We start from the raw sequence: 24,312 nt of genomic DNA, 5'->3' as shown, positions 1-24,312 counted from the left end.
TTTGTTTTTCAGCGCCCCATTTGTCTTTGCCGACAGGGGCGTGAAGAGGCTCGCTTGCGCCGGTGGCCGGTCAGCGCTTGTGGCTGCCCAACTCGCCAAGGAGCTTGGTCATTTCGTCATCGAGCGAAGGTTTGGCCGCGGGCTTGGCGATTGCCGGCTGGGAATGCTGGTCGTCGAGAGAGGTCTCGAGTTCGTGCATCAGCGTGTCGTCGATGGAGTCGTTTGAGGGCGGTGGCGCATATCTGGTGCTGCCGTTCGTCGTCCCGTAGCCCGGCAGCGGCATGACCTTGGCCGTCGGCTGGCTCGGCGCCGCCGGCTTGATGGGCGCGGGCGCCGGCGCGCGCGGATGTGTGGCGGCAACTGGCTGGGCGGCAGGCGGAGTGGGCGGCCTGGCGGGGGCGGGCGCCGGTTGCGGCGCGCGCGGGCGTTGCGCAGCTCCTGTCTGCTGCTGACCGCCGTCGCCCGTCAATGCCGGGCGGCGCGGCGCCGCCAGCCTGATGTCGCGCTCGACCACGACATCCGTCGGCCCGCCGATCAGGATCAGGTGCTCGATGTCGTCGCGGCGCACCAGGACAAGCCGGCGATGGCTGTCGACAGCGGTGGCATCCATCACGGCAAGCCGCGTCTTGCGGTTCCTGCCGCCGGCGACGAAGGTGCCGAAGGTCAGGTTGCGGACCACCTTGATGGCGAGCAGGACGACAACCAGCAGGATGAGGGCCGCTACCGTCCACAGGATTGCAGCGACGTAACCCGGGCCCGCTACATTATCCAGCCACTGCATCAGTGCACCCCAATCGCCATCTTTGAAGTGAGGGGACACTAGACCGTTGGGACCAGCGACCGCAAGTTCACATCACCTATCGTGAACAGTTTGAAACATGAATCGTTGATTTTATCGGACATTTGCCGCCGGGGCCTTTTCCGTTACAGGAGAATGTGATTCAACCGGCCGTCCGCGCCCATCGGACACCGGAATCACGAGCAGGGGGAACATGGCCAAGGAAGCGCGCGGCGATTTCTATCCGGTACCGATCGTCGACCAGAACACGCGTCCGGGCGCCGTCACCAGGCTTATCGTCTTCATCGTCGTCTTGACCGGCGCCGCGATCGTCTTCGGACTGTTCCGCGAGCGTCTCGGCGATCCTTTCCTGCTCGGCATGCTCGGCGTGCTCGCCATGATCGGCGTCGGCTTCCTGTTCGCGACCGCGATCGGCTTCGTGCAGATCGCGCCGCGCTCGACCGGCGACGAATTGTCGAAAGCCTTCGTCGACTCGATGTCGCAGGGCCTTGTGGTCACCGACACCAAGGGCCGCGTCGTCTACGCCAACCGCGCCTATGCCGATATGACGGGTGCCGCCTCGGCCGCCGATCTCAAGACCGTCGAAGGGCTGCTTTCGGATGTTCCCGAGGCCTCGATGACGATCTACCGGCTGGCGTCGGGCCTGCGCGACGGCCAGGCCGGCGACGGCGAGTTCCGGCTGGCGCAGTCGATCAAGCCGGGTGCCGAGCCCGGCGCGCGCTGGTACCGCGCCCGCGCCCGCGCCTTCAGCATGCCCGGGCAAAGGCTGCCGATGCTGGCCTGGCAGCTCGCCGACATCTCGCAGGAACGGGCGGAGCAGGAGCGTTTCTTCCTCGACCTGCAGAAAGCCATCGACCATCTCGACCATGCGCCGGCCGGGTTCTTCTCGGCCGACCAGGAGGGCCGCGTCACCTATATCAACGCCACGCTCGCCGAGTGGCTGGGCATCGACCTTGCCTCCTTCACGCCGGGCGCCATCACGCTGCCGGAAATCATCGCCGGCGACGGCATGGCGCTGGTCCGCTCGGTCAAAGCCGACCCCGGTACCACCCGCAACGCCGTCATCGACCTCGACCTCACCACCATGAGCGGCCAGGCGCTGCCGGTACGCTTCATGCACCGCGTTTCGGCGAGCCGCGAAGGCGTGAACGGCCCGACCCGCACGATCGTGCTCAACCGCACCCAGGGCGAGGACGCTTCCGCGGAACTCAGAGCCTCCGAGGTTCGCTTCACCCGTTTCTTCAACTCGACGCCGATGGCCATTGCCGGCGTCGATGCGAACGGACGCATCCTGCGCACCAACGCACCCTTCCTGCAGCTGTTTTCGTCCGTGGTCGACCGCGACGCGGTCGACCGGCGGGTGCGGTTCGAGACCATCGTTCACGAGCGCGACCGGCCGGCTTTCGCCACAGCCTTCGAGAAGGCCCGGCAGCGGCAGGCCAATATCGAGCCGATCGACTCCGTGCTGCCCGGCAACGAGGAGCGCCACATCCGCTTCTACGTCAACGCCGTCGCCGACAGCGCGGGCAGCGAAGGCGCCGAGGAATCGGCGATCGTCTACGCGGTCGAGACCACCGAGCAGAAGGCGCTCGAGGGGCAGATGGCGCAGAGCCAGAAGATGCAGGCGGTCGGTCAGCTTGCCGGCGGCATCGCGCACGACTTCAACAACGTGCTGACCGCCATCATCATGGCGTCCGATCTTCTCTTGACCAACCACCGGCCGTCGGACCCGTCCTTCCCCGACATCATGAACATCAAGCAGAACGCCAACCGGGCGGCCTCGCTCGTGCGGCAATTGCTGGCCTTCTCGCGCAAGCAGACGTTGCGGCCGGAAGTGCTCAACCTGACCGATGTTCTGGCCGATCTCAGGATGCTGCTCGCCCGGCTGGTCGGCAACGACATCAAGCTGAAGATCGACCACGGCCGCGACCTGTGGCCGGTCAAGGTCGATATCGGCCAGTTCGAGCAGGTGGTGGTCAATCTCGCCGTCAATGCGCGCGACGCCATGCCGAGCGGCGGCGATCTCACCGTGCGCACCCGAAACGTCACCGCCGACGAGTGCAAGTCCTTCGCCTATCGCGAACTGGCGCCGGCCGACTATGTGCTCGTCGACGTCGAGGACACCGGCAGCGGCATCGCGCCCGACGTGCTGAAGAAAATCTTCGAGCCGTTCTTCACGACCAAGGAAGTGGGCAAGGGCACCGGCCTCGGCCTGTCGATGGTCTACGGCATCATCAAGCAGACCGGCGGCTTCATCTTCTGTGATTCCGAGGTCGGCAAGGGCACGGTGTTCCGTATCTTCCTGCCGCGCCACATCGCCGAGGTGAAGAAGCAGGCAGAGCCCGGCGAGGCGCCGGCCGCGGCGGCGGCCCCGACCAAGCCGGCCGATACGGCCAAGGATCTTTCCGGCTCGGCCACCGTGCTTCTGGTCGAGGACGAGGACGCTGTGCGCATGGGCGGCGTCAGGGCGCTGATCTCGCGCGGCTACACCGTGCATGAGGCGTCTTCCGGTGTCGAGGCGCTGGAAGTGTTCGAGGCGCTCGGCGGCAAGGTCGACATCGTCGTCTCCGACGTGGTGATGCCGGAGATGGACGGGCCGACATTGCTCGGCGAACTGCGCAAGCGCCAACCGGACATCAAGTTCGTGTTCGTTTCGGGCTATGCCGAGGACGCGTTTGCGAAGAACCTGCCGGCCGACGCGCATTTCGGCTTCCTGCCGAAACCGTTCTCGCTCAAGCAACTGGCGACGATCGTCAAGGACGTGCTGGAGTCCTAAAGAAGCTAGCGCTTGCACATTGCGGCAGCCCTGCCCATGATGGTCGTCGGATGGGTCTATCATGGGGATGGTAGCGCGTGACGCCGCATGTCGAGGCGGGCCGGGGGGACTATGCCGAAACGGTGCTGTTGCCGGGCGATCCCGAGCGCGCCCAATGGATGGCGGAAACTTTTCTGGACGCGCCGCGCTGCGTGAACCGTCGAAGAGGCGCGCTAGGCTTCACCGGCCGGTTCCGCGGCAAGCCGGTCAGCATCCAGGCAACCGGCATCGGGGTGTCGTCTTTCCTGATCTATGCCTTCGAGCTGCTGGATTGTTACGGTGCCAAGACACTGATACGCACCGGCACCTGCGGCGGTTTGTCGGAAGATGTGCCCCTGCGCGGCGTCGTCATCTCCAGCGAGGTGCGGGCCGAGGGAGCAATCAGTGGGCAAGTCTTCGGGCTTTATCAGCCGGCCGGGCCGGATCCGGCGCTGCATGCGCTGGCGCTTCGACGCGCGGCCGATCTCGGCATCGCCTGCAGCTCGGGACTGACCGTTTGCAGCGACGTGTTCCACCATCCCGATGGCCGCGCCCGGTTCGACGAGCCGATCGCGCTGGGGGCGTTGGCCGTCGACATGGAGACCAGCGCCCTCTACAGGATTGCGGCGCAGTTCGGCGCGCGAGCGCTGTCGCTGCTCACCGTTGTCGATCATATCGCCACCGGCGAGCTGACCGATTATTCGGAGCGCCAGGCTCTCTTCACCGACATGACCCGGCTGGCGCTCGAAGTCGCGGCCGGGAGCTAGGCGGCTTCCTGCTTCAACGCAGCCTGCTCCTCGGCGTTGGGGCGATGGCCCCGCAGATAGAGCGCGCAGGTGGTGCGCAGCATGGAAGCGAAGTTCGGAATCTGGCCGTTGATCTCGATCGCCTCGTCATAGAGCTTCGAGATGAATTTCGGCGTCGTCAGTCCCTGGCTGTCGGCGATCTCGTCAAGAAGACCCCAGAATGTCGCCTCGAGCTGGATGCTGGTCGAATGGCCGTCGATGCGGATCGACCTGTTGATCTGCCGGTAGCCTTCCGGATCCTGTCCGGCAAAGACTCTGCACATCGGTACCTCCCGTTCTTGTTTGTCTTGGGCGCCGATTGAGTTGCTGGCGCCTTTTTGAACACTGCCTGCGTTTGTCATTTTCGATCCGATGGCCGGCAACGGCAATCGGACTTTCGTCCTTGAAGCGCGCCGCTTGAAACCGTTTCGGCGCGCCCCGCTTCAAGCCTTTGTTTGCTGCATGCCGGTCCCCAAAACCGCGGCAGCCTTTGGACAGCATGCAGCTAAAACTGGAGCGACACTAGCCGTTTTCCAGTTCCGTGCGTGGTAATCGGCTGCCACCACCTTTTTTCGCCGGCGCGCATAATCGTTTGCGTAAGCACCAGAAGCTGCGGAGACCGATTTGGCGAAGGCGATCCATTCCATGATCCGGGTTCTCGACGAGGCGCGGTCCGTCGATTTCTACAACAAGGCCTTCGGCCTCGAGATCGCGCAGCGGCTCGATTTCGAGACCTTCACGCTCATCTATCTCAGCAATGGCAGTTCGCTGTTCGAGGTGGAGCTGACGGTGAACAAGGGGCGCACCGAACCCTATGCGCTCGGCGACGGCTACGGCCATCTCGCTGTCTCGGTCGCCGATCTCGACAGCGAGCACGACCGGATCGGCGCGCTCGGCCTCAATCCGAAGAAGATCGTCGAGTTCAACCGCGACGGAGCGCTGATCGCCCGCTTCTTCTTCATCGAGGATCCCGACGGTTACAAGATCGAGGTCCTGCAGCGGGGAGGGCGCTTCCAATAGGGAATATTCGCCGCGGAGGGGCGCGGCGCCAGCAACGGCACTCCCTCAGGGGTGCGAACAGCAAGCAGGGAGGAAATCATGGTTACAGTCTACGAGAAGAAGCCGGGCTACGAGAAGAAAGCCGGGCTTTCGCGGCGCGAGCTTCTCAAGCGCGGCGGCGCTGGTGCGCTGCTCATCATCTCCGGCAGCGCCGTCATCAGCCCCGAACACGCCTGGGGTCTCGAAACCTCGGCGCTGAAGCCCGAGACGATGGCGACGCTGATCCAGGTGGCGCGCGACATCTATCCGCACGACCAGGTGCCGGACAAATACTACGCCATTGCCGTCAAGGGCCACGACGAGACTGCTGCCAAGGACCCGGCCCACAAGGAACTGATCGAGAAGGGCATCGCCGAGCTCGACAAGAAGGCCGGCAAGGGCGGCTATCGCGGGCTTGGCTGGGAAGAGGAGCGGGTCGCGCTGCTCACCGGCATCGAGAAGACGCCCTTCTTCCAGGCGGTGCGCGGCGGCCTCGTCGTCAGTCTCTACAACCAGAAGGAGGTGTGGCCGATCTTCGGTTACGAGGGCGAGTCCTACTCCAAGGGCGGCTACATCGCGCGCGGCTTCAACGACATCGAGTGGCTCTGAGCCGCTCTGTCCCGAACCGCATTTCGACAGATTTCATGGGAGGAAACCATGGCAGCATCATTTGATCTCAAGAACGACGGCGTGGTCGTCATCATCGGCTCCGGCGCCGGCGGCGGCACGCTCGGCAACGAACTTGCGCAGAAAGGCATCGACGTCGTCATCCTCGAGGCGGGCGCCCGCCACGAATATGAGGACTTCATCAATGACGAGTGGGATTCCTTTGCCCAGCTTGCCTGGAAGGACAAGCGCACCACCTCGGGCGACTGGCGCGTGGCCAAGGATTTCCCGAACCTGCCGGCCTGGATCGTCAAGTCGGTCGGCGGCTCGACGACGCACTGGGCGGGCGCCTCGCTGCGCTTCCAGGAACATGAGTTCAAAACGGCCTCGACCTACGGCAAGGTCAAGGGCGCGAACCTGCTGGACTGGCCGGTGACGCTGGCCGAGATGGAGCCTTATTACGCCAAGGCCGAAGCCAAGATGGGTGTGACAGGCACCAACAACTGGCCGCGGCTGCCTGGCAACAACAACTTCAAGGTGCTCAAGGCCGGCGCCGACAAGCTCGGCTACAAGGAGTGCCACACCGGCAACATGGCCATCAATTCGGTGGAGCGCGACGACCGCAACTCCTGCCAGCAGACCGGCTTCTGCTTCCAGGGCTGCAAATGGGGCGCCAAATGGTCGACGCTCTACACCGAAATCCCGAAGGGCGAGGCGACCGGGCATCTGGAGGTCCGGCCGAACTCGATGGCGATCAAGATCAACCACGACGCTTCAGGCAAGGTGACCGGCGTCGTCTATGCCGACAAGGACGGCAAGCTGCAGGAGCAGAAGGCCCGAATCGTCGCGGTCGCCGGCAATTCGATCGAGAGCCCGCGCCTGCTGCTCAATTCGGAATCGTCCAAATTCCCGCATGGGCTTGCCAACTCATCCGGGCAGGTGGGCAAGAACTACATGCGCCACACCACCGGCTCGGTCTATGCGATCTTCGACAAGCCGGTGCACATGTATCGCGGTACAACCATGGCCGGCATCATCCGCGACGAGGCGCGCCACGATCCCTCGCGCGGCTTCGTCGGCGGCTATGAGATGGAGACCTTGTCGCTTGGCCTGCCATTCATGGCGGCCTTCCTGAACCCCGGCGGCTGGGGCCGATCCTTCACCACCGCGCTCGACCATTACGACCACATGGCGGGCCTGTGGATCGTCGGCGAAGACATGCCGCGCGAGGACAACCGCATCACGCTGCACAAGGACGAGAAGGACGAGCACGGCATGCCGATCGCCGACGTCCATTTCGACGACCATCCGAACGACGAGGCAATGCGTGACCATGCCTACAAGCAAGGCCAGGCGCTCTACGCCGCGGTCGGCGCAACGCGGACCTTCCCGACACCGCCTTATCCGTCGACCCACAATCTCGGCACCAACCGGATGAGCGAGAAGCCGGAGGACGGCGTCGTCAACAAGCACGGCCAGTCGCACGACATCAAGAACCTGTTCGTTTCCGATGGCAGCCAGTTCACCAGCGGTGCCGCGGAGAACCCGACGCTGACCATCGTGACGCTGGCGATCCGCCAGGCCGACTACATCGCAGCCCAGATGTCGGCAAAGACTATCTGACCTCCCGACTGCCTGCTGGCGCGGGACCCGTGAGGGTTCCGCGCCTTTTTTATGCGGACTATCTTCTGGTGCAGGTCGAGGCCGTGAAGGCACCGTCCTGCTGCTTCATGATGATGTCGAAGGAGGGACCGCTTGGGTCGTCCAGCGTCGCCTGGGTCATGGAAATCGAATTGCCGCCGCTGGTGTAGCCGCCGAGCGGACCAAGCCAGGTGATCTCGCCATTGGGATTCATCTGGTAGTTATAGGTTCCCGAAGCGCCAAAGGTCACTGGGCCACTATAGACATTGCCCTTGATGGTGATGTCGCCGAGATTGAGGAACAGGCCGAGCAGGTAGACCTCGCAGTGATAGGCGCCGTCCGGCAATTTGCCATCGGTGAAATCGGCGCGAGCGCCGCCGGCGGCGGAGACAAGAAGCAGGAAACTCAGGATCGTTCGGGCCATGACGTCGCTCGTTTGCGCGGCGACCTTGCCCCATTTTGCCATAGGCCCGCAACAGGGCTGATCAGCCCGGCTTTGCCCTCATGGTGAAAGTTTAGGCATTTTTTACATTTGGGCAAAATCTAGGCAGCATTGCGTAAACTTTTCTCAACCCGCTGCATTGCAGCGGATGCGAAAAGTTTCCCGGCTACCGGATAACCGATTGTAATCTCTTCGTTATCCTGAAATTCCGTCGAGCGCATTCCCGTCTGGCACGTCGCTTGCACAGTGTATGTTGCGATGCAAACAATCACGCTTGGGAGTGTGTCATATGAGGGGTAACTTCGCGAAAATTACAAAAATCCTGTCGGCGGGCGTCGTCGCTGCCGGCCTGCTGGCCTCGGCTTCCGCCAAGGCGGCTGAAGACACGATCAAGGTCGGCATTCTCCACTCGCTGTCGGGGACCATGGCGATCTCCGAGACGACGCTGAAGGACGTCATGCTGATGCTCATCGACGAGCAAAACGCCAAGGGCGGCCTGCTCGGCAAGAAACTGGAAGCGGTGGTCGTCGATCCGGCGTCCAACTGGCCGCTCTTCGCCGAAAAGGCGCGCGAGCTGATTTCCAAGGACAAGGTCGCGGCCGTGTTCGGCTGCTGGACCTCGGTGTCGCGCAAATCGGTGCTGCCGGTGTTCTCGGAACTCGACAACATCCTGTTCTACCCGGTCCAGTATGAGGGCGAGGAGAGCGAGCGCAACGTCTTCTACACGGGTGCGGCGCCGAACCAGCAGGCCATCCCTGCTGTCGATTACCTGATGAGCGCCGATGGCGGTTCGGTGAAGCGCTGGGTGCTCGAAGGCACCGACTACGTCTATCCGCGCACCACCAACAAAATCCTCGAAGCCTATCTGAAAGCGAAGGGCGTGCCGGCCGAGGACATCATGGTCAACTACACGCCGTTCGGCTTCTCCGACTGGCAGACCGAGGTTTCGGCGATCAAGAAATTCGGTTCGGCCGGCAAGAAGACGGCCGTGGTCTCGACCGTCAACGGCGACGCCAACGTGCCGTTCTACAAGGAGCTCGGCAACCAGGGCATCAAGGCCGAAGACATTCCGGTCATGGCCTTCTCCGTCGGCGAGGAAGAACTGGCCGGTCTCGATACCGGGCCGCTCGTCGGCCATCTCGCCGCCTGGAACTACTTTGAAAGCGTCGATACGCCCGAGAACAAGAAGTTCATCGACGACTGGCACAAGTTCATCAAGAACGACAAGCGCACCACCAACGACCCGATGGAAGCCCACTACATCGGCTTCAACATGTGGGTGAAGGCGGTCGAGAAGGCCGGCACCACCGATCCGGACAAGGTCATCGACGCCATGGTCGGCGTGTCGGTGCCGAACCTGACCGGCGGCTATTCGACGATGATGCCCAACCACCACATCACCAAACCGGTGCTGATCGGCGAAATCCAGGCCGACGGCCAGTTCGAGACCGTCTCGCAGACGCCTGGCCTGGTGATGGGCGACGAGTGGTCCGACTACCTGCCGGACTCCAAGGACCTGATCTCCGACTGGCGCGCCCCGCTCAGCTGCGGCAACTTCAACGTCAAGACCGGCAAGTGCGGCGGCAAGGGCACCAACTGATCCTCCCAGGTCCTTCGGGTCGAGGAGTGGCCCCACGATCCGAGACCGCTGCCCGGGCAGGTTCCTCAACCCGCCCGGGCAAGATCACCGAAACCAGGAAAGCTGCTTGAAGACGACAATGCTGCTGCTGCGCGCAATTGGTCTGATGTTGCTGCTGACGATGGCTGGACTGACGCCGTCGAAGGCGGCCGAGGCCGACCTTCGCGCATCGATCGCCAAATTCGCGACGGCAACCGGCTTCTCGGCTACCGAGGCCGTCGTGCACGAGCTTGCCGCGAGCGGCGATCCGGCCGTCGAGCGACCCCTTTCGGCGCTGGCCGACGGCAATCTCTACATTCGCAAGGGCGACTCACAGGTCTTTGTCGGCAAGGAAGCGGGAGACAGCATCGAATTGCTCGATCCCCTAAGCGGCGAAAAGACGGCCGACGCCGCCAAGGCCGATCTCACCAAGATCAAGGTCAACAACGGGCTCCGCCGCACGATCCGCGATGCCTTGGGCACGTTGACCTTGCGCGCCAAGGACGCGAGCGTGCGCCTCGCCGCGGCGATGACGATGTTCAAGACGCCAGACGCGGCGAACATCGAGCCGCTCGATGCCGCGATCGCCGCCGAAACCGATCCCGCCGTCAAGACGATGTTCGATGAGGCGCACGCCGCGTCCATCCTGGTCTCGGATAAGCCGGAGGCGGACAAGCTCGCGGCGATCTCGGTGATCGCGACCCGCGGCGACCGCGACGCGCTCTCGCTGCTCACCTCCATCGAGGCCAATGCGCAAGGTGCGGTCAAGGATGCGGCGACTGCCGCGATCGGCAAGATCAATTCGACGCTGGCGCTGTGGGATGCCGGGCAGAACATCTGGTACGGCATCTCGCTCGGGTCGGTGCTGCTGCTCGCCGCGATCGGGCTCGCCATCACCTTCGGCGTCATGGGCGTCATCAACATGGCGCATGGCGAGATGGTGATGCTCGGCGCCTACACCACCTTCGTCGTCCAGCAGGTGATCCGCACCTCGTTCCCCGGCCTGTTCGACTGGTCGCTGGTGATCGCGCTGCCGCTCGCCTTTCTCGTCGCCGCGCTGGTCGGCCTCGCCATCGAGCGCGGCATCATCCGCTTCCTCTACGGCCGGCCGCTGGAAACGCTTTTGGCCACCTGGGGCGTCTCGCTGATCCTGCAGCAGGCGGTGCGCACCATCTTCGGCCCGACCAACCAGGAGGTCGGCAATCCGTCCTGGATGTCGGGCTCGTTCGATATCGGCCAACTGGCGATCACCTGGAACCGGCTGTGGATCCTGGTGTTCGCGCTGCTGGTGTTCGGCGTGCTGCTCTATGTCATGAAGCGCACGTCCTGGGGGCTGCAGATGCGCGCCGTCACCGCCAACCGGCGCATGGCCGCCTCGATGGGCATCAAGACGCCATGGGTCGACGCGCTGACCTTCGCGCTGGGGTCCGGCATCGCAGGCATTGCCGGCGTGGCGCTCAGCCAGATCGACAATGTCTCGCCCAATCTCGGCCGCGGCTACATCATCGACAGTTTCATGGTCGTGGTCTTCGGCGGCGTCGGCAATCTGTGGGGCACGCTGGTCGGCGCCTTCTCGCTCGGCATCGTCAACAAGTTCCTCGAGCCCTATGCCGGCGCGGTGCTCGGCAAGATCGTCGTCCTGGTGCTGATCATCCTGTTCATCCAGAAACGCCCGCGCGGCCTGTTCGCGCTGAAGGGCAGGGCGGTGGAAGCATGATCGTGAAGCGCTTCTTTTCGGCCGACCGCCGCATCGCCGTCACGATCCTCGCGCTGCTCGCCGCAGCCATCGTCGTGCCGCTGCTCAACCTGGCAGTCTCGCCGCAAAGCGCCTTCTACATCCCGCCCTACATCGTGGCGCTGGTCGGCAAATACCTCTGCTACGCGCTGCTTGCGCTCGCGCTCGACCTGGTCTGGGGCTATTGCGGCATTCTTTCGCTCGGCCACGGCGCCTTCTTCGCGCTCGGCGGCTATGCGATGGGCATGTATCTGATGCGACAGATCGGTTCGCGCGGCGTTTACGGCAATCCGATCCTGCCGGATTTCATGGTGTTCCTGAACTACAAGGAGCTGCCCTGGTTCTGGCACGGCTTCGATCATTTCTGGTTTGCGGCGCTCATGGTGCTGGCGGTACCGGGCCTGCTTGCCTTCGTCTTCGGCTGGTTCGCCTTCCGCAGCCGCGTCACCGGCGTCTATCTGTCGATCATCACCCAGGCGATGACTTATGCGCTGCTGCTCGCCTTCTTCCGCAACGACATGGGCTTCGGCGGCAACAACGGACTGACCGATTTCAAGGACATACTCGGCTTCAGCGTGCAGGCCGACGCGACGCGCTCGGCGCTGTTTGCGGCGAGCGCCGTCACGCTTGCGCTTGCCGTCTTCGTGACGGCGACGATCGTTCGCTCCAAATACGGCAAGCTGCTGATGGCCGTGCGTGACGCCGAAAGCCGCACCCGCTTCCTCGGCTGGCGGGCCGAGAACGTCAAGCTCTTCGCCTTCACCGTCTCGGCCATCATGGCCGGCATAGCCGGCGCGCTCTACGTGCCGCAGGTCGGCATCATCAATCCCGGCGAGTTCGAGCCGTCCAACTCGATCGAGGTGGTGATCTGGACCGCCGTCGGCGGGCGCGGCACCATCGTCGGCCCGATCATCGGCGCGCTGTTGGTCAACGCCGGCAAATCCTGGTTCACCGGCGTGATGCCGGAATTCTGGCTGTTCGCCCTGGGCGGGCTGTTCGTCGCCGTCACGCTGCTTTTGCCCAAGGGCATCGTCGGCATGTGGGACGGCTGGCGCGGCCGAGCGAAGGCGCTGCGCGCGGCTTCGCTTGCGGCGGAAGCCGGCGCCGATCCGCAGGCGCCCGAACCGAAGATCGTGCGCTCGGCGGCGACGACACCGGGCGCCTGGTCGGCCACCGGCCCCGAGCCGCAGCCGGCGGAGTGAGCGATCCATGAGCAAGTCCAACACCATCCTTTATCTCGACGGCGTGTCGGTCTCCTTCGACGGTTTTCGCGCCATCAACAATCTGTCGCTGGTGCTCGACAAGGGCGAAATGCGAGCGATCATCGGGCCCAATGGCGCCGGCAAGACGACGATGATGGACATCGTCACCGGCAAGACACGGCCCGACGAAGGCGAAGTGTTCTTCGACGGCCAGGTCGATCTCACCCGGCATGACGAGGCCGAGATCGCCATGATGGGCATCGGCCGCAAGTTCCAGAAGCCGACCGTCTTCGAAAGCCACAGCGTCGAGGACAATCTCATGCTGGCGCTGAAGGGGCCGCGCTCGATCTTCCCGGCGCTGTTCCATCGCCGCTCGGCCGCCGAGACACGGCGCGTCGACGACATACTCGGCATCATCCGTCTCGGCGACAAGCGCGACGAGTTCGCCGCCAATCTGAGCCACGGCCAGAAGCAATGGCTGGAGATCGGCATGCTCTTGGCGCAGGACCCGAAGCTTCTCCTCGTCGATGAACCGGTCGCCGGCATGACCGATGCCGAGACCGAGGAGACCGCTCGCCTGCTCAAGGATATCGCCCGCGACCATTCGGTGGTGGTCGTCGAGCACGACATGCATTTCGTGCGAGAGCTCGGCGTCAAGGTCACCTGCCTGCACGAGGGCTCGGTGCTGTCGGAAGGCACGCTCGATTTCGTCTCGGCGGACGAGCGCGTCGTCGAAGTCTATCTGGGGCGGTGAAGGATGATCTGGCGGGTTCCGTTCCATCGTTTCGATTTCGCTTTTTTGAAGTGCTGGACAAGGGGCTGAACCATGCTCGAAGTCTCCAATGCCACGCTGCATTACGGCGCCGCCCAGGCGCTGCGCGGCGTTTCGCTGAAGGCAGGTGCCGGCAAGATCACTTGCGTGCTCGGCCGCAACGGCGTCGGCAAGACCAGTTTGATGAGATCGATCGTCGGCCATCACCGGCTGACGAGCGGAAGCGTTGCCTTCGAGGGGAAGGCGCTCGACCGGAGCGCGGCGTATGATCGCGCCCGGTCGGGCATCGCATTCGTGCCGCAGGGCAGGGAGGTTTTTCCGCTGCTCACGGTGCGCGAGAACCTGGAATCCGGTTTCGCGCCACTCAGGCGTGCAGACCGTAGTGTTCCGGCACATGTCTTCGAGCTGTTCCCGGTCCTGAAGCAGATGCTGTCGCGCCGCGGCGGCGACCTTTCCGGCGGGCAGCAGCAGCAACTCGCCATAGGCCGGGCGCTGGTGATGCGGCCCAAGCTTCTGGTGCTCGACGAGCCCACCGAAGGCATCCAGCCTTCGATCATAAAGGATATCGGCCGCGCCATCCGCTATCTGCGCGACCAGGCGGGGATCGCGGTGCTTCTGGTCGAGCAATATCTCGACTTCTGCCGGGAGCTTGCCGACGAGGTCAACATCATGGATCGCGGCCAGATCGTGCATACCGGTCCGGCCGAGGACCTCGACCGGGCGGATGTGCGGAAGTTCCTGACAGTGTAGCGCCGGTCGTCATCCTTGAGCGAAGCAGCGATGCCGCGCACCGATGCCGGATGATGCGGCGGTGCAGAAATAACAGCCGTTCAACCTCGCTCCTACCGCCCTACGTTTTTGCACCGTTAGTGACGCTTCGAAGTAACGGAATGGATCCTCAGGTCTTCGCTCCGCTTCGCGTCACTACGCCCAAGGATGACGAAGTGTTCGACGGCTCTGGTGCGTCAAATACCGCATGCTAATCTTTTCTTGGCCTTGGTGAGTCGGCCGCTTTCCGTATCAGTCGCGAATGAGGGGGAAGGCGCGCGGACACCGCCCGCAAGTTCCACGCAAGCAAGCCTGCTTAGCTTTCCCCGCAGTGATTGTCGGTCAACGCGTCCAAAAAGAATCTTGCCAGGGGACGGCGATGGAACGTTTTGTCGAGGACTACCAAAAGCGGCGTCTCACCGAGCGCGTCGATATCATGACCGCGATCAACATCCTGATGTCGCAAGGCTATGACGAGGATCATCTCCTGGATGAGATCACCAAGGTTTTCTATGTCGATCTCGACGCCTTCAACGAAGTGATCTCACACCATTGACGGCTTGCGTTCAATCTCGACTGCAGATGAAACGAGTGCCAACCTCAACTCTCAGGTCGCGCCAACGGAAATAACCACCTGCCGTCGATGATTTCTGCCCGCGGTCGAAAGAGGCGCACCGTGTAGTTCCAACCGGGTGTGATCGGCAGACAATTCAGGACCTGGCCGTCGCACCCGCCGAACTGGATGCTGACGGCACCGTCAGCCCCTTTTTTCGCGGTGAGGCTGTTCACCGAATAGGCGTTATCCTTGTTGGGCTGGAGATAGCCTTCCTTGTTGTAGACGGTGAGTGACCAGAAGCCGTCGACAGGCACTTCCCCAACCGTCAATTCGTGGATCGTGGCGCCGTCATTCCGCGCAGGCGTCGTCGGAAGATAGAGAGAGTCCTTCTCGGGAGCTCCGCCCCAAAGCATGGCGCTTCCGATCAGATGCTTGACGGGGTCGACCTGATCTTCAGTGGCGCCAAACATGCGGCGCGTGTCGGAAACTGTCGTTCCCAACTGCAAGAGCGCCGCCTGCACTTTCTTGAGGCTTGCCTCGTCCCAGTTGGGGACGTCGAACGTGCCTGTCCCCTCCTGAGAGAATTGCACCGTATCCTGCAGCGCGTGAACCTGTTCGATATCTGTCTTATTCGTGTAGTTGACAAGGAAACGCACGACGGCAATCGCATAGCGAGTGCCGATCGTATCCCGGGTTAGCGTGTAACTGCCGGCATCGTAGAAGGTGGCCCGGCTGTATTGATCTTCATTGACGACCTGTAGCCCCATGAAGCGCCTGCCCGCGTCCGGGAGCGTAATGGTCGCCGGCCCGGCGTCGAGATCGACAATCACAAACGAGTACAGCGTGTCGCGGTTGGGGCGAACGATGCCTTGCTGCACGGGAGGGGCGAGCTCGCGGCCATGCCGGAATTTCCCGAAGCCGCCGCTCTTGACCACCCCGGCGAAATAAACATCGGTCTGCGCGCGGTTGTAGTTTTCGAATGTGACGGCTTGGGCTGTCGAAGGACTTGCCTGTGCCGACGTGACGGAACTCGCTAGCAACAATGACATGCCTATCAAAATCCTGATGCCGGCCTTCTTCATAGTGCCCTCCGGGTCGGAGATCTTACGATCCCGGGTTTGCTACGCCGGCCAGATGTGGAAGTGAACAGTCAGCCTTGACAGTCATCCTATCAAATATGGTAGGCCATGCCGCATGGATTTGAACGCTACGCGGATGTTTGTTGCGGTCGTCCAGGCGGGCAGCCTGTCGGCGGCAGCGACTCGTCTCGGAATACCCCTTCCAACACTGAGCCGCCGTGTCCGGGAACTGGAGCGGCAGCTCAACGTGCAGTTGTTGGCCCGCTCGGCACGCGGCACCAGACTGACTGACGCTGGCATGAGGCTGTACGAGCACGCCGCTCGCGGTGTCGAGGCATTGCTGGAGGCAGAGCAGGCTGTGGTGAGCGACCAGGCCCAGTTGAGAGGACGTTTGCGGCTGTCTTTTCCGCCGACGGTCCAGCCATGGTGGGATTTGCTCGCCGCCTTCCAGCATCGCTATCCGGACATACAGATCTATGTCTACTCAACCGAACGTCGGCTGGACCTGATCGAGGACGGTATCGATATTTCCCTAAGGGTCGGCGCGATCGTTCACGAGGGCATGGTGGCGCGACAGATGATGTCAGTCCGCAATATTCTCGTCGCCAGCCCAAAGTTGGTCGAGCGTTTCGGTATGCCGGTCGATCCCGATGCGCTTCATCGCTTGCCGTGCGCGGTGTGGGCCTCGCGCGTCGATACTCCTGTCCGCTGGCAATTGGGCGACCATGTCATTGAACCGAACGCGATTCTGTCCACCAATGACTATCACCACCTGTTTAGTCGTGCGCTCGGCGGCGATGTTGTGACAGAGTTGCCGCCGTTCCTGGCGGCCACGCCCATTCGCGAGAAGCGCCTGGTGAGGCTGCTACAGCAGTATCCCTTGCCCGAATGGTCAATCAATCTGCTGTATCCGCCACAGCGCCACCGATCGACTATCGTCAGGGCATATCTCGACTTCTGCCAGAGCTACCTCCCGAGGATCGTGCAAGCCTGCGAGATCGATGCCGACGAATAGGTAACGGTTGCGAGCGACAGCTAGCCCGCGCGGCGCAGTGCTGCTGCGAGCACGCGGTTGCGGCCGTCTCGCTTGGCGGCATAGAGCGCCTTGTCGGCGGCCCTGAGCACTTTGTCGAAGCTCATGCCGTCCGTGCTGCCGAAGGCGAAGCCGGCGCTGACCGTGCAGCGCAATGGCCCGGTCTCTGTCTCCACCGTGCGCGCGGCGAAGGCGGCCCTGACACGTTCGGCCGTCGCCTCGGCTGTCTCGGGCAAGGTGCGCCTCAACACCATGGCGAATTCCTCGCCGCCCATGCGGGCAACCGAGTCGCTCGGGCGCAGATCGGCGGAGAGCACTTCGGCAAAGACCTTCAGCACCTCGTCTCCCGCAGCGTGACCGAACTGGTCGTTGACCGCCTTGAAGCCGTCGAGGTCAAACACCACCACAGCCGTGAAAGCGCCGACAGGTGTCTTGCCGTGAAGGTCGAACAACGCGCGGCGGTTGAGCAGCCCGGTCAAGGCATCGGTCTGCGCCTCGCGCTGATGATGGCGGGCTAGCCGCCCCTGGTTGAGCGCCAGCGACAATGCGCCGATGCCGGTCATGGAGGCGATGACGATGACAAGGCTCAGATCCTCCGCCCAATTGCTCGGCGCATGGCCGAGGACGAGCTTGCCGTCCCATGCCAGCACGGCCGCGCACAGCACGAAGGATGCGGCCGTCAGCGAATAGAGCAGCGCCACGCCGATGAGGTGGACGGGGGCCTCCGCGCGACTCCGCCAATATTGATACGCGGTGCCGAACAGCAGCAGCGCGGCCAGGGCGTTTTCCAGCATGAAGCCCAGCCCGTCATAGCCGATCGCCATGGGCGGCAAGGCGAGAGCATAGGAAATGCCGACGCCAAGCGCGATAAGCGGCAAGGGCGAGCATCTTGTCCTGAATTGATGGGCAGCGCCAAGCATCACGGAGAAGCAGAGCAGCAGCAGCGCCAGCGTCAGCACGCCAAGGGCCGTTCCGGGTCTCTCGATATAAGCCTCGTAGGCAAAGACCTCGGCCACGACGACCAGCACGCTGATCGCCCAAGTCAGCAGGAATTTGTCGGAACGGGCGGTCAGCCATGTTCCGAACAGTGTGAGGCTGAGGCAGGCTGCGGAGAAGCCGACGGCCAGCAGCAATGAATTGTAGTCGAGAAGCATGCACTCGCCCTTGCCGCCGCCGGGTCTCTGCAACCTGTCGTGCGTGCATTAGTGCGGCAAGGAAGTATCGATTACGTTACGATAGCGGTGAAGATGCCATTAATTCAGAAGACCGCCACCAACAATAGCAGGATGATACCGACCCCCATCATCAGCAGACCCGGCCAGTTCTGTGAGAGGCCGAGGAAACCGAGGCCGCGCCGACGTGGCTCAAGCGTCGGGCCAGGCGTTGTGAGGTTTGGCATCGGGCGATCGGATGCTGCAGGTGCCGGATCGCTAAGTTTCCCGCGCCTCAGGACCGCACCCGCCATGTACACAATGCCGGCGACAATGAGCAATGCCCCGATGAGGATGACAGCCATATCACCTCGCTTTCTTCGGGCTCTCCCGATGCCGGAGCCCGGGCCATTGTTCCGCGACGCTCAACCGCTATGGAAACCTGCTCCCGGCGAGAAAGGCAAAACGGTCAAGACGCCCCGTAAGTTCCGACGAAGCTGCCGGAGGCAAGGCGCAGCCGACGCCAGGCAGGCAGGATCCGATGCTCAAACAAAAGGATATGGCCGCAGTGAAGGCTCGCCTCAATCGGTTACCCGCTTCATCAGCGCCATGGCGCCGAACGGCGCGCGCACCTTGCCCTCGGTGATGAAGTAGGCGAACACGTCGCGCGGCTTGACTGGAGCATCGGTCTTGGGATCGGCGCGCGGCAAGTCGGCGGGTTGCTTGCCTTGTGCCCATGTCTTCACCCGTCCCGCCCATTCGTCCAGGCCTTTCGGCGTGTAGCAGTCGGGGTTGTCGTCGCTGCCGGTCTGCAGCCGCGCATAGACGAAGTCGCTGGTGACGTCGGCGATCGCCGGATATTTGGCGTGGTCGGCATAGACGATCGCGGCCTTGTATTTGCGCGCCAGCGCTGGAAACTCCGGCACGATGAAGCTGTCGTGGCGCACCTCCAGCGCGTGGCGCAGAGGCACGCCGTCCTGCTTCTCGGGCAGAAGTTTGAGAAAAGCTTCGAAATCGTCGGCGTCGAATTTCTTGGTCGGCGCGAACTGCCAGAGAATCGGGCCGAGCTTCTCGCCGAGCGCGGCGACGCCGGAGCCGAGGAAGCGCATCATCGACTCTCCCGCCTCGCTAAGCACGCGGCGGTTGGTGATGAAGCGGTTGCCCTTGAGCGAGAAGACGAAGCCGTTCGGCGCGTCGTTGGCCCACTTGACGAAAGTCGGTTCCTTGAAGCTGGAATAGTAGGTGCCATTGACCTCGATGCTCGGCACTTGGCGGCTGGCATAGTGCAACTGCTTGGCCTTGGCGAGCTTCTCCGGATAGAAGGAGGTATCCCAGGGCTCAAAAGTCCAACCGCCCATGCCGGAGCGGATCTTTCCTTGGCTCATCGTCTTCCTCCTCCGTTGAAATGCGATCAGGCCGCTCGGTCGACCGGCTTAGCCATATCGACCAGGATCCATCCTGATCGGTACGGGTTGGGCCGGCGACCCGTTTCGCGATAGCCGTAGGCCGCATAGAGCGCGATGTTCCGCTCCATGCGCGAATTGGTATAGAGCCGCACCTCCGGCACGCCCCATGACCGCGCTTGCTCGTCGGCGAAGGCCAATAGTGCAATGCCGAGCTTCCGGCCCTGGAAAGCCGGCGCGACGGCGACGCTGAAGATCATGGCGTGGTCGGGATGACGCTCGATGACGATCAATCCGGCGAGCTGTGAGCCTTCTTCCAGCAGCCAGACCTCGCCGCGCTCGATGCGCGGCGCATAATCCTCGGTGACCGGGACCGGCGGTCCGCCGAAGATGAGCGTGTAAGGCGCATAGGCTTCGGCGGTTAGCGCGACGACGGCGGCGAGATCGTCGGGGCGAGCCAGTCTCATGATTGGTCCACTCCGGCAGCGGCCGCGACAACCTTTTTCATGCTTGCCGCAATCGTCGCAACGGCGTCGCGGCTGGCGTCGCCGAGGCCATGGCGCTCCGCCAGCCACTGCGCGTCGTTGTAGGACAGCCAGACAGTGCCCTGCTCGTCCTCCCAGGCCAGCGCCTTGATCGGCAGGTCGATGCCGGCTATTTGCTTGTCCTGCATCAACGGCGTGCCGCCTTTGGAATGGCCGAAAATCAGCAATTCGGTTGGACGCAGCGGCGCACCGATCTCATGCGCGCCGGCGGCATGGTCGATCCGTGCGAAGACGCGCAATCCGGCGAGCGTGATGGTTTCAACGAGCCTATCGATCGTCTCTGTGACGCCGAAGCGGCTTTCGACGGAGACGAGACCGTTGTTCGTCATCACTCGGCCGCTTCGCGCTTGCCTCCGGGGCGGCGCTCCAGAAGCTCCTTCAGGAACTGGCCGGTGTAGCTGCGCTTTTCGCGCACGATCGCTTCCGGGGTGCCCGACGCCACAAGCTCGCCGCCGCCGTCGCCGCCTTCGGGGCCGAGGTCGAGCACCCAGTCGGCGGTCTTGATCACCTCAAGATTGTGCTCGATCACCACCACCGTGTTGCCCTGGTCGACCAATTCGTGCAGCACTTCGAGCAGCTTGGCGACGTCGTGGAAGTGCAGGCCGGTGGTCGGCTCGTCGAGGATGTAGAGCGTCTTGCCGGTCGCCTTGCGCGACAATTCCTTGGCGAGCTTGATGCGTTGCGCCTCGCCGCCCGACAGCGTCGTCGCCTGCTGGCCGATGTGGATGTAGCCGAGGCCGACCTGCTTCAGTGTCTCCAGCTTGTCGCGCACGCCCGGCACCGCCGAGAAGAAGTCGACGCCTTCCTCGACCGTCATGTCGAGCACGTCGGCGATCGACTTGCCCTTGAATAGGACGTCCAGCGTCTCGCGGTTGTAGCGCTTGCCGTGGCAGACGTCGCAAGTGACGTAGACGTCGGGCAGGAAGTGCATCTCGATCTTGATGACGCCGTCGCCCTGGCAGGCCTCGCAGCGGCCGCCCTTGACGTTGAAGGAGAAGCGGCCCGGCTGGTAGCCGCGCGCCTTGGCTTCCGGAAGGCCTGCGAACCAGTCGCGGATTGGCGTGAAGGCGCCGGTATAGGTGGCGGGATTGCTGCGCGGCGTACGGCCAATCGGCGACTGGTCGATGTCGATGACCTTGTCGAGGAATTCCAGCCCCTCGATGCGGTCATGCTCGGCCGGATGCTCGCGCGAGCCCATGATGCGGCGCGAGGCCGCCTTGAACAGGGTCTCGATCAGGAAGGTCGACTTGCCGCCGCCCGACACGCCGGTGACCGCGGTGAAGGTGCCGAGCGGGATTTCCGCCGTCACATTCTTCAGATTGTTGCCGCGCGCGCCGACAACCTTGATGCGCCGGTTTTTCTTCGCCTCGCGCCGCACGCCAGGCGTCGCCACTTCGAGCGCACCCGACAGATATTTGCCGGTGATCGAATTGGGATTGGCCATCACCTGCTGCGGCGTTCCCTGAGCGATGATCTCGCCGCCATGGATGCCGGCGGCGGGGCCCATGTCCACGACGTAGTCGGCATGCAGGATGGCGTCCTCGTCATGCTCGACCACGATCACCGTATTGCCGATATCGCGCAGATGCTTGAGCGTTTCGAGCAAGCGTGAATTGTCGCGCTGGTGCAGGCCGATCGACGGCTCGTCCAGCACATAGAGCACGCCTGTCAGGCCGGAGCCGATCTGCGAGGCCAGCCGGATGCGCTGGCTCTCGCCGCCCGACAGCGTGCCGGAGTTGCGCGACAGCGTCAGATAGTCGAGGCCGACATCGTTGAGGAAGCGCAGCCGCTCGCGGATCTCCTTGAGCACGCGCACCGCGATCTCGTTCTGCTTGTCGTTGAGCTGCGCCGGCAGGTCGGTGAACCATTGATCGGCCTTGCGGATCGACTGCTCCGTGACCTCGCCGATATGTTTGCCGCCGATCTTCACCGCCAGCGCTTCCGGCTTCAGCCGGTAGCCGTTGCAGGCCGGGCAGGGGGTGGCCGACATGAAGCGCTCGATCTCCTCGCGCATCCAGGCCGATTCCGTTTCCTTCCAGCGCCGGTCGAGATTGGGGATGACGCCCTCGAAAGTCTTGGTCGTCTTATAGGAGCGCAGCCCGTCGTCATACTGGAAGGTGATCTCACGCTCGCCCGTGCCGCGCAGCACCGCGTCCTGCGCCTCCGCGCTGAGGTCCTTGAACTTGTCGCCGAGCTTGAAGCCATAAGCCTTGCCCAGCGCTTCCAGCGTCTGCGCATAGTAAGGCGAGGTCGACTTCGCCCACGGGCTGATGGCGCCGTTGCGCAATGAAACGTTCTCGTCCGGGACCACGAGGTTGGGATCGATGGCGCGCTGGCTGCCGAGGCCATCGCAGGTCGGGCAGGCGCCGAACGGGTTGTTGAACGAGAACAGCCTCGGCTCGATCTCCGGAATGGTGAAGCCGGACACCGGACAGGCAAACTTCTCCGAGAACAGGATGCGCTCATGCGTCTCGTTCTTCGACTTGTTGACGGAATCCTCGCCGGTCAGGCTGGCGTCGAGCGGCCGGTCGGCGAACTCGGCCACGGCAAGGCCCTCGGCAAGCTTCAGCGCGGTCTCCATCGAATCCGCAAGCCGGGTTGCCAGATCGCCGCGCACGACGATGCGGTCGACGACGACGTCGATGTCGTGCTTGTACTTCTTGTCCAACGCCGGCACGTCGGCGATCTCGTAGAAGACGCCGTCCACCTTGACGCGCTGGAAGCCCTTCTTCTGCAGCTCAAGCAGTTCCTTGCGGTACTCGCCCTTGCGGCCACGCACGATGGGCGCCAGCAGGAACAGGCGCGTGCCTTCGTCGAGCGCGAGCACCCGGTCGACCATCTGGCTGACCGTCTGGCTCTCGATCGGCAGGCCGGTGGCCGGCGAATAGGGAATGCCGACACGCGCGAACAGCAGGCGCATGTAGTCGTAGATTTCGGTGACCGTGCCGACCGTCGAGCGAGGATTCTTCGAGGTGGTCTTCTGCTCGATCGAGATGGCGGGTGACAGGCCGTCGATCTGGTCGACGTCCGGCTTCTGCATCATCTCCAGGAACTGGCGGGCATAGGCCGAAAGGCTTTCGACATAGCGGCGCTGGCCCTCGGCATAGATGGTGTCGAAGGCGAGCGACGACTTGCCGGAGCCCGACAGTCCGGTCATCACGATCAGGCTGTCGCGCGGCAGGTCGAGATCGACGTTCTTGAGATTGTGTTCGCGCGCCCCGCGAATGGAAAGGTATTTATGGTCGGCCATCGCCGGTCGCCGCCTCAAGTCTGGAATGTGGTGGATTGGCGGGTTTTCCCCGGCCATCCCTTATGTAGGTGGTTTCGCCGCCAAGTCGAGTGACGCCACACATCTCGACAACAAGCGTTTAACCGCCTTTCGCGCGAGCGGGCAAGCGGAAAGAACAAAGGCCGAACACGCTCCTGACAAAACTGTGGAAACAGAGAGCGCCTGCGCCGCGTCCGAACCGGTTCACGAAGGCGCTCGACTTACCTGGACGTAACCTCCCCGATCACATTTTTCGGTAACCGGCTATTCAACGGTTGACGTGTCGGACTGGGGGGAGCAGTCTCGAAAGCGTCAACGAAGCCGGCCGTCTTTCGATGGCCTCGCCGCCCAACTGGCGGCCTGCGAGACGCCGCAGGCGATAGCGATTAGCGCTTCGAACGACATTGTCGCAACGGACCCAGGAGCGGAGCATGACGCCACCGGACAGTCCCTTGAGGCTCCACACGGAGATGGAGCCGCGGCGGGCATAAGTGCCAGGGCAGACTTGAAACGCCAGCCCGACAAACCGTGACTTGCCGATTCCCTACAATTAGAGACGATAGTCGGATCGTCGGTTGAACGCCGCGTTGCATCCGAAACAGAACGCCGGCAGTCCACTCCCGGCTAAAGTTGGATTTCAGATCCATGAAGCCCCATCCATCTGCACAGCAGGGATGGGGCTTACATTTTTTGCTCTTACGTTCTTTGGCCTGCACCGCCACAGGCGCCGACTGTGCTGAGGGCACCACCCAATCCGACAAATTTCCGGGGCAGGACGCTCAGTGGTTCGGCAGCTTCATGCCGCCCGTGGCCATATCGATAGTTATGCCGCCGCCGATCCTGACATCGGTGTTGCCGATCCTGAACGAGCCGTCGTTGCCGGCCGGCAGGGCGTCGTCGGGTTCCGGTCGCGGCGCCGGCTTGGCGATACGGTAGTCGCCGCTGACGCCGGGCAGCTTCTGCGATGAGCTGTCGTCGGCAACCGCGGCACCGGCCGTCAGCGCGCCGGCAAGCGCGGCGGCGGCAACGCACAAATGTCTGGTTTGCAACAGCTTGGGCATGCCCGAACTATAGAGG

The 24,312-nt window shown here is 63.3% G+C and carries 23 protein-coding genes; 12 read left to right on the top strand and 11 right to left on the bottom strand.

Annotated elements, in window-relative coordinates:
- Positions 1-70: 70 nt before the first annotated feature.
- Positions 71-781, bottom strand: a complete 711-nt coding sequence (locus FJW07_RS13345; protein ID WP_140856895.1) for a flagellar biosynthetic protein FliO — start codon at positions 779-781, stop codon at positions 71-73.
- 211 nt (positions 782-992) lie between these two features.
- Here FJW07_RS13345 and FJW07_RS13340 point away from each other — a divergent pair, with 211 nt between their 5' ends.
- Together FJW07_RS13340 and FJW07_RS13335 are read left to right on the top strand one after the other, a co-directional pair.
- The gene (locus tag FJW07_RS13340) at positions 993-3,575 is read left to right on the top strand and encodes an ATP-binding protein (RefSeq protein ID WP_140782863.1); all 2,583 of its coding nucleotides are present in this window, start codon (positions 993-995) and stop codon (positions 3,573-3,575) included.
- 77 nt (positions 3,576-3,652) lie between these two features.
- The gene (locus tag FJW07_RS13335) at positions 3,653-4,360 is read left to right on the top strand and encodes a purine-nucleoside phosphorylase (RefSeq protein WP_140856893.1); all 708 of its coding nucleotides are present in this window, start codon (positions 3,653-3,655) and stop codon (positions 4,358-4,360) included.
- On the opposite strand, the gene FJW07_RS13330 is transcribed toward FJW07_RS13335, so the two are convergent.
- Complete coding sequence (locus FJW07_RS13330) at positions 4,357-4,662, bottom strand: ribbon-helix-helix domain-containing protein (RefSeq protein ID WP_140652977.1); 306 nt, start codon at positions 4,660-4,662, stop codon at positions 4,357-4,359. The genes FJW07_RS13335 and FJW07_RS13330 overlap by 4 nt on opposite strands.
- A gap of 340 nt (positions 4,663-5,002) precedes the next feature.
- Here FJW07_RS13330 and FJW07_RS13325 point away from each other — a divergent pair, with 340 nt between their 5' ends.
- The 3 genes from FJW07_RS13325 to FJW07_RS13315 all read left to right on the top strand — a co-directional run bounded on the left by FJW07_RS13325 (position 5,003) and on the right by FJW07_RS13315 (position 7,645).
- On the top strand, positions 5,003-5,398 hold the full coding sequence (locus FJW07_RS13325) for a VOC family protein (RefSeq protein WP_140642927.1): 396 nt from the start codon (positions 5,003-5,005) through the stop codon (positions 5,396-5,398).
- A 78-nt stretch (positions 5,399-5,476) separates the two neighbouring features.
- Positions 5,477-6,025, top strand: coding sequence for a gluconate 2-dehydrogenase subunit 3 family protein (locus tag FJW07_RS13320; RefSeq protein WP_140708673.1), 549 nt, complete (start codon positions 5,477-5,479; stop codon positions 6,023-6,025).
- Between the two features lie 48 nt (positions 6,026-6,073).
- A complete protein-coding gene (locus FJW07_RS13315) occupies positions 6,074-7,645 on the top strand; it encodes a GMC family oxidoreductase (protein ID WP_140856891.1) in 1,572 nt (523 codons plus the stop codon).
- 58 nt (positions 7,646-7,703) lie between these two features.
- On the opposite strand, the gene FJW07_RS13310 is transcribed toward FJW07_RS13315, so the two are convergent.
- Positions 7,704-8,087: a hypothetical protein gene (locus tag FJW07_RS13310; protein ID WP_140642919.1), complete on the bottom strand. Its 384-nt coding sequence runs from the start codon at positions 8,085-8,087 to the stop codon at positions 7,704-7,706.
- 307 nt (positions 8,088-8,394) lie between these two features.
- Between FJW07_RS13310 and urtA the strand changes: the two genes are divergently transcribed.
- The 6 genes from urtA to FJW07_RS13280 all read left to right on the top strand — a co-directional run bounded on the left by urtA (position 8,395) and on the right by FJW07_RS13280 (position 14,756).
- Complete coding sequence (gene urtA / locus FJW07_RS13305) at positions 8,395-9,705, top strand: urea ABC transporter substrate-binding protein (protein WP_140652983.1); 1,311 nt, start codon at positions 8,395-8,397, stop codon at positions 9,703-9,705.
- Positions 9,706-9,823: 118 nt separating this feature from the next.
- Positions 9,824-11,440: an urea ABC transporter permease subunit UrtB gene (gene urtB / locus FJW07_RS13300; RefSeq protein ID WP_140857157.1), complete on the top strand. Its 1,617-nt coding sequence runs from the start codon at positions 9,824-9,826 to the stop codon at positions 11,438-11,440.
- Positions 11,437-12,660 (top strand): urea ABC transporter permease subunit UrtC, encoded by a 1,224-nt coding sequence (urtC, locus tag FJW07_RS13295; protein WP_140856889.1) that lies wholly within the window; start codon positions 11,437-11,439, stop codon positions 12,658-12,660. The genes urtB and urtC overlap by 4 nt, the downstream gene beginning before the upstream one ends.
- Before the next feature lie 7 nt (positions 12,661-12,667).
- On the top strand, positions 12,668-13,414 hold the full coding sequence (gene urtD / locus FJW07_RS13290; RefSeq protein WP_140856888.1) for an urea ABC transporter ATP-binding protein UrtD: 747 nt from the start codon (positions 12,668-12,670) through the stop codon (positions 13,412-13,414).
- A 72-nt stretch (positions 13,415-13,486) separates the two neighbouring features.
- On the top strand, positions 13,487-14,182 hold the full coding sequence (urtE, locus tag FJW07_RS13285) for an urea ABC transporter ATP-binding subunit UrtE (protein WP_140642909.1): 696 nt from the start codon (positions 13,487-13,489) through the stop codon (positions 14,180-14,182).
- A gap of 397 nt (positions 14,183-14,579) precedes the next feature.
- Positions 14,580-14,756 carry a hypothetical protein gene (locus FJW07_RS13280; protein WP_095765283.1) on the top strand — a complete coding sequence of 59 codons (177 nt, stop codon included), beginning with the start codon at positions 14,580-14,582 and terminating at the stop codon, positions 14,754-14,756.
- A 44-nt stretch (positions 14,757-14,800) separates the two neighbouring features.
- On the opposite strand, the gene FJW07_RS13275 is transcribed toward FJW07_RS13280, so the two are convergent.
- Positions 14,801-15,838, bottom strand: a complete 1,038-nt coding sequence (locus FJW07_RS13275) for a DUF1254 domain-containing protein (protein ID WP_140856886.1) — start codon at positions 15,836-15,838, stop codon at positions 14,801-14,803.
- 112 nt (positions 15,839-15,950) lie between these two features.
- Between FJW07_RS13275 and FJW07_RS13270 the strand changes: the two genes are divergently transcribed.
- Positions 15,951-16,850 (top strand): LysR family transcriptional regulator, encoded by a 900-nt coding sequence (locus tag FJW07_RS13270; RefSeq protein WP_140856884.1) that lies wholly within the window; start codon positions 15,951-15,953, stop codon positions 16,848-16,850.
- A 20-nt stretch (positions 16,851-16,870) separates the two neighbouring features.
- Here the strand turns inward: FJW07_RS13270 and FJW07_RS13265 are convergent, their stop codons facing one another.
- From FJW07_RS13265 to FJW07_RS13235, 7 genes are all read right to left on the bottom strand, one after another.
- A complete protein-coding gene (locus FJW07_RS13265) occupies positions 16,871-18,022 on the bottom strand; it encodes a GGDEF domain-containing protein (protein WP_140856882.1) in 1,152 nt (383 codons plus the stop codon).
- Positions 18,023-18,126: 104 nt separating this feature from the next.
- Positions 18,127-18,384 carry a hypothetical protein gene (locus FJW07_RS13260; RefSeq protein WP_140642900.1) on the bottom strand — a complete coding sequence of 86 codons (258 nt, stop codon included), beginning with the start codon at positions 18,382-18,384 and terminating at the stop codon, positions 18,127-18,129.
- Between the two features lie 216 nt (positions 18,385-18,600).
- Positions 18,601-19,404 carry a DUF72 domain-containing protein gene (locus FJW07_RS13255; RefSeq protein ID WP_140856880.1) on the bottom strand — a complete coding sequence of 268 codons (804 nt, stop codon included), beginning with the start codon at positions 19,402-19,404 and terminating at the stop codon, positions 18,601-18,603.
- Positions 19,405-19,430: 26 nt separating this feature from the next.
- Positions 19,431-19,889, bottom strand: coding sequence for a GNAT family N-acetyltransferase (locus tag FJW07_RS13250; RefSeq protein WP_140856878.1), 459 nt, complete (start codon positions 19,887-19,889; stop codon positions 19,431-19,433).
- Entirely contained in the window at positions 19,886-20,296 is a 411-nt protein-coding gene (locus tag FJW07_RS13245; RefSeq protein ID WP_181182621.1) for a DUF302 domain-containing protein, read from the bottom strand. The genes FJW07_RS13250 and FJW07_RS13245 overlap by 4 nt, the downstream gene beginning before the upstream one ends.
- On the bottom strand, positions 20,296-23,217 hold the full coding sequence (gene uvrA / locus FJW07_RS13240) for an excinuclease ABC subunit UvrA (protein WP_140856874.1): 2,922 nt from the start codon (positions 23,215-23,217) through the stop codon (positions 20,296-20,298). Before uvrA ends, FJW07_RS13245 begins: the two co-directional genes overlap by 1 nt.
- A gap of 797 nt (positions 23,218-24,014) precedes the next feature.
- Positions 24,015-24,296 (bottom strand): hypothetical protein, encoded by a 282-nt coding sequence (locus tag FJW07_RS13235; RefSeq protein WP_140857155.1) that lies wholly within the window; start codon positions 24,294-24,296, stop codon positions 24,015-24,017.
- Positions 24,297-24,312: the final 16 nt, after the last annotated feature.

Origin of the sequence: Mesorhizobium sp. B3-1-9 (assembly GCF_006439595.1) — a bacterium.
Taxonomy (GTDB): domain Bacteria; phylum Pseudomonadota; class Alphaproteobacteria; order Rhizobiales; family Rhizobiaceae; genus Mesorhizobium.
This window is presented reverse-complemented; position numbering and strand designations above follow the sequence as displayed.

What these genes read in the sequence shown, in the direction of transcription:
- urtA (WP_140652983.1), top strand. Translation starts at nt 8,395, where the DNA reads ATGAGGGGTAACTTCGCGAAAATTACAAAAATCCTGTCGGCGGGCGTC.
- urtB (WP_140857157.1), top strand. Translation starts at nt 9,824, where the DNA reads ATGCTGCTGCTGCGCGCAATTGGTCTGATGTTGCTGCTGACGATGGCT.
- urtE (WP_140642909.1), top strand. Translation starts at nt 13,487, where the DNA reads ATGCTCGAAGTCTCCAATGCCACGCTGCATTACGGCGCCGCCCAGGCG.
- FJW07_RS13345 (WP_140856895.1), bottom strand. Translation starts at nt 781, where the DNA reads ATGCAGTGGCTGGATAATGTAGCGGGCCCGGGTTACGTCGCTGCAATC.
- FJW07_RS13330 (WP_140652977.1), bottom strand. Translation starts at nt 4,662, where the DNA reads ATGTGCAGAGTCTTTGCCGGACAGGATCCGGAAGGCTACCGGCAGATC.
- FJW07_RS13310 (WP_140642919.1), bottom strand. Translation starts at nt 8,087, where the DNA reads ATGGCCCGAACGATCCTGAGTTTCCTGCTTCTTGTCTCCGCCGCCGGC.
- FJW07_RS13255 (WP_140856880.1), bottom strand. Translation starts at nt 19,404, where the DNA reads ATGAGCCAAGGAAAGATCCGCTCCGGCATGGGCGGTTGGACTTTTGAG.
- FJW07_RS13235 (WP_140857155.1), bottom strand. Translation starts at nt 24,296, where the DNA reads ATGCCCAAGCTGTTGCAAACCAGACATTTGTGCGTTGCCGCCGCCGCG.
- FJW07_RS13265 (WP_140856882.1), bottom strand. Translation starts at nt 18,022, where the DNA reads ATGCTTCTCGACTACAATTCATTGCTGCTGGCCGTCGGCTTCTCCGCA.
- FJW07_RS13320 (WP_140708673.1), top strand. Translation starts at nt 5,477, where the DNA reads ATGGTTACAGTCTACGAGAAGAAGCCGGGCTACGAGAAGAAAGCCGGG.
- FJW07_RS13340 (WP_140782863.1), top strand. Translation starts at nt 993, where the DNA reads ATGGCCAAGGAAGCGCGCGGCGATTTCTATCCGGTACCGATCGTCGAC.
- urtC (WP_140856889.1), top strand. Translation starts at nt 11,437, where the DNA reads ATGATCGTGAAGCGCTTCTTTTCGGCCGACCGCCGCATCGCCGTCACG.
- uvrA (WP_140856874.1), bottom strand. Translation starts at nt 23,217, where the DNA reads ATGGCCGACCATAAATACCTTTCCATTCGCGGGGCGCGCGAACACAAT.
- urtD (WP_140856888.1), top strand. Translation starts at nt 12,668, where the DNA reads ATGAGCAAGTCCAACACCATCCTTTATCTCGACGGCGTGTCGGTCTCC.
- FJW07_RS13315 (WP_140856891.1), top strand. Translation starts at nt 6,074, where the DNA reads ATGGCAGCATCATTTGATCTCAAGAACGACGGCGTGGTCGTCATCATC.
- FJW07_RS13270 (WP_140856884.1), top strand. Translation starts at nt 15,951, where the DNA reads ATGGATTTGAACGCTACGCGGATGTTTGTTGCGGTCGTCCAGGCGGGC.
- FJW07_RS13275 (WP_140856886.1), bottom strand. Translation starts at nt 15,838, where the DNA reads ATGAAGAAGGCCGGCATCAGGATTTTGATAGGCATGTCATTGTTGCTA.
- FJW07_RS13280 (WP_095765283.1), top strand. Translation starts at nt 14,580, where the DNA reads ATGGAACGTTTTGTCGAGGACTACCAAAAGCGGCGTCTCACCGAGCGC.
- FJW07_RS13260 (WP_140642900.1), bottom strand. Translation starts at nt 18,384, where the DNA reads ATGGCTGTCATCCTCATCGGGGCATTGCTCATTGTCGCCGGCATTGTG.
- FJW07_RS13250 (WP_140856878.1), bottom strand. Translation starts at nt 19,889, where the DNA reads ATGAGACTGGCTCGCCCCGACGATCTCGCCGCCGTCGTCGCGCTAACC.
- FJW07_RS13245 (WP_181182621.1), bottom strand. Translation starts at nt 20,296, where the DNA reads ATGACGAACAACGGTCTCGTCTCCGTCGAAAGCCGCTTCGGCGTCACA.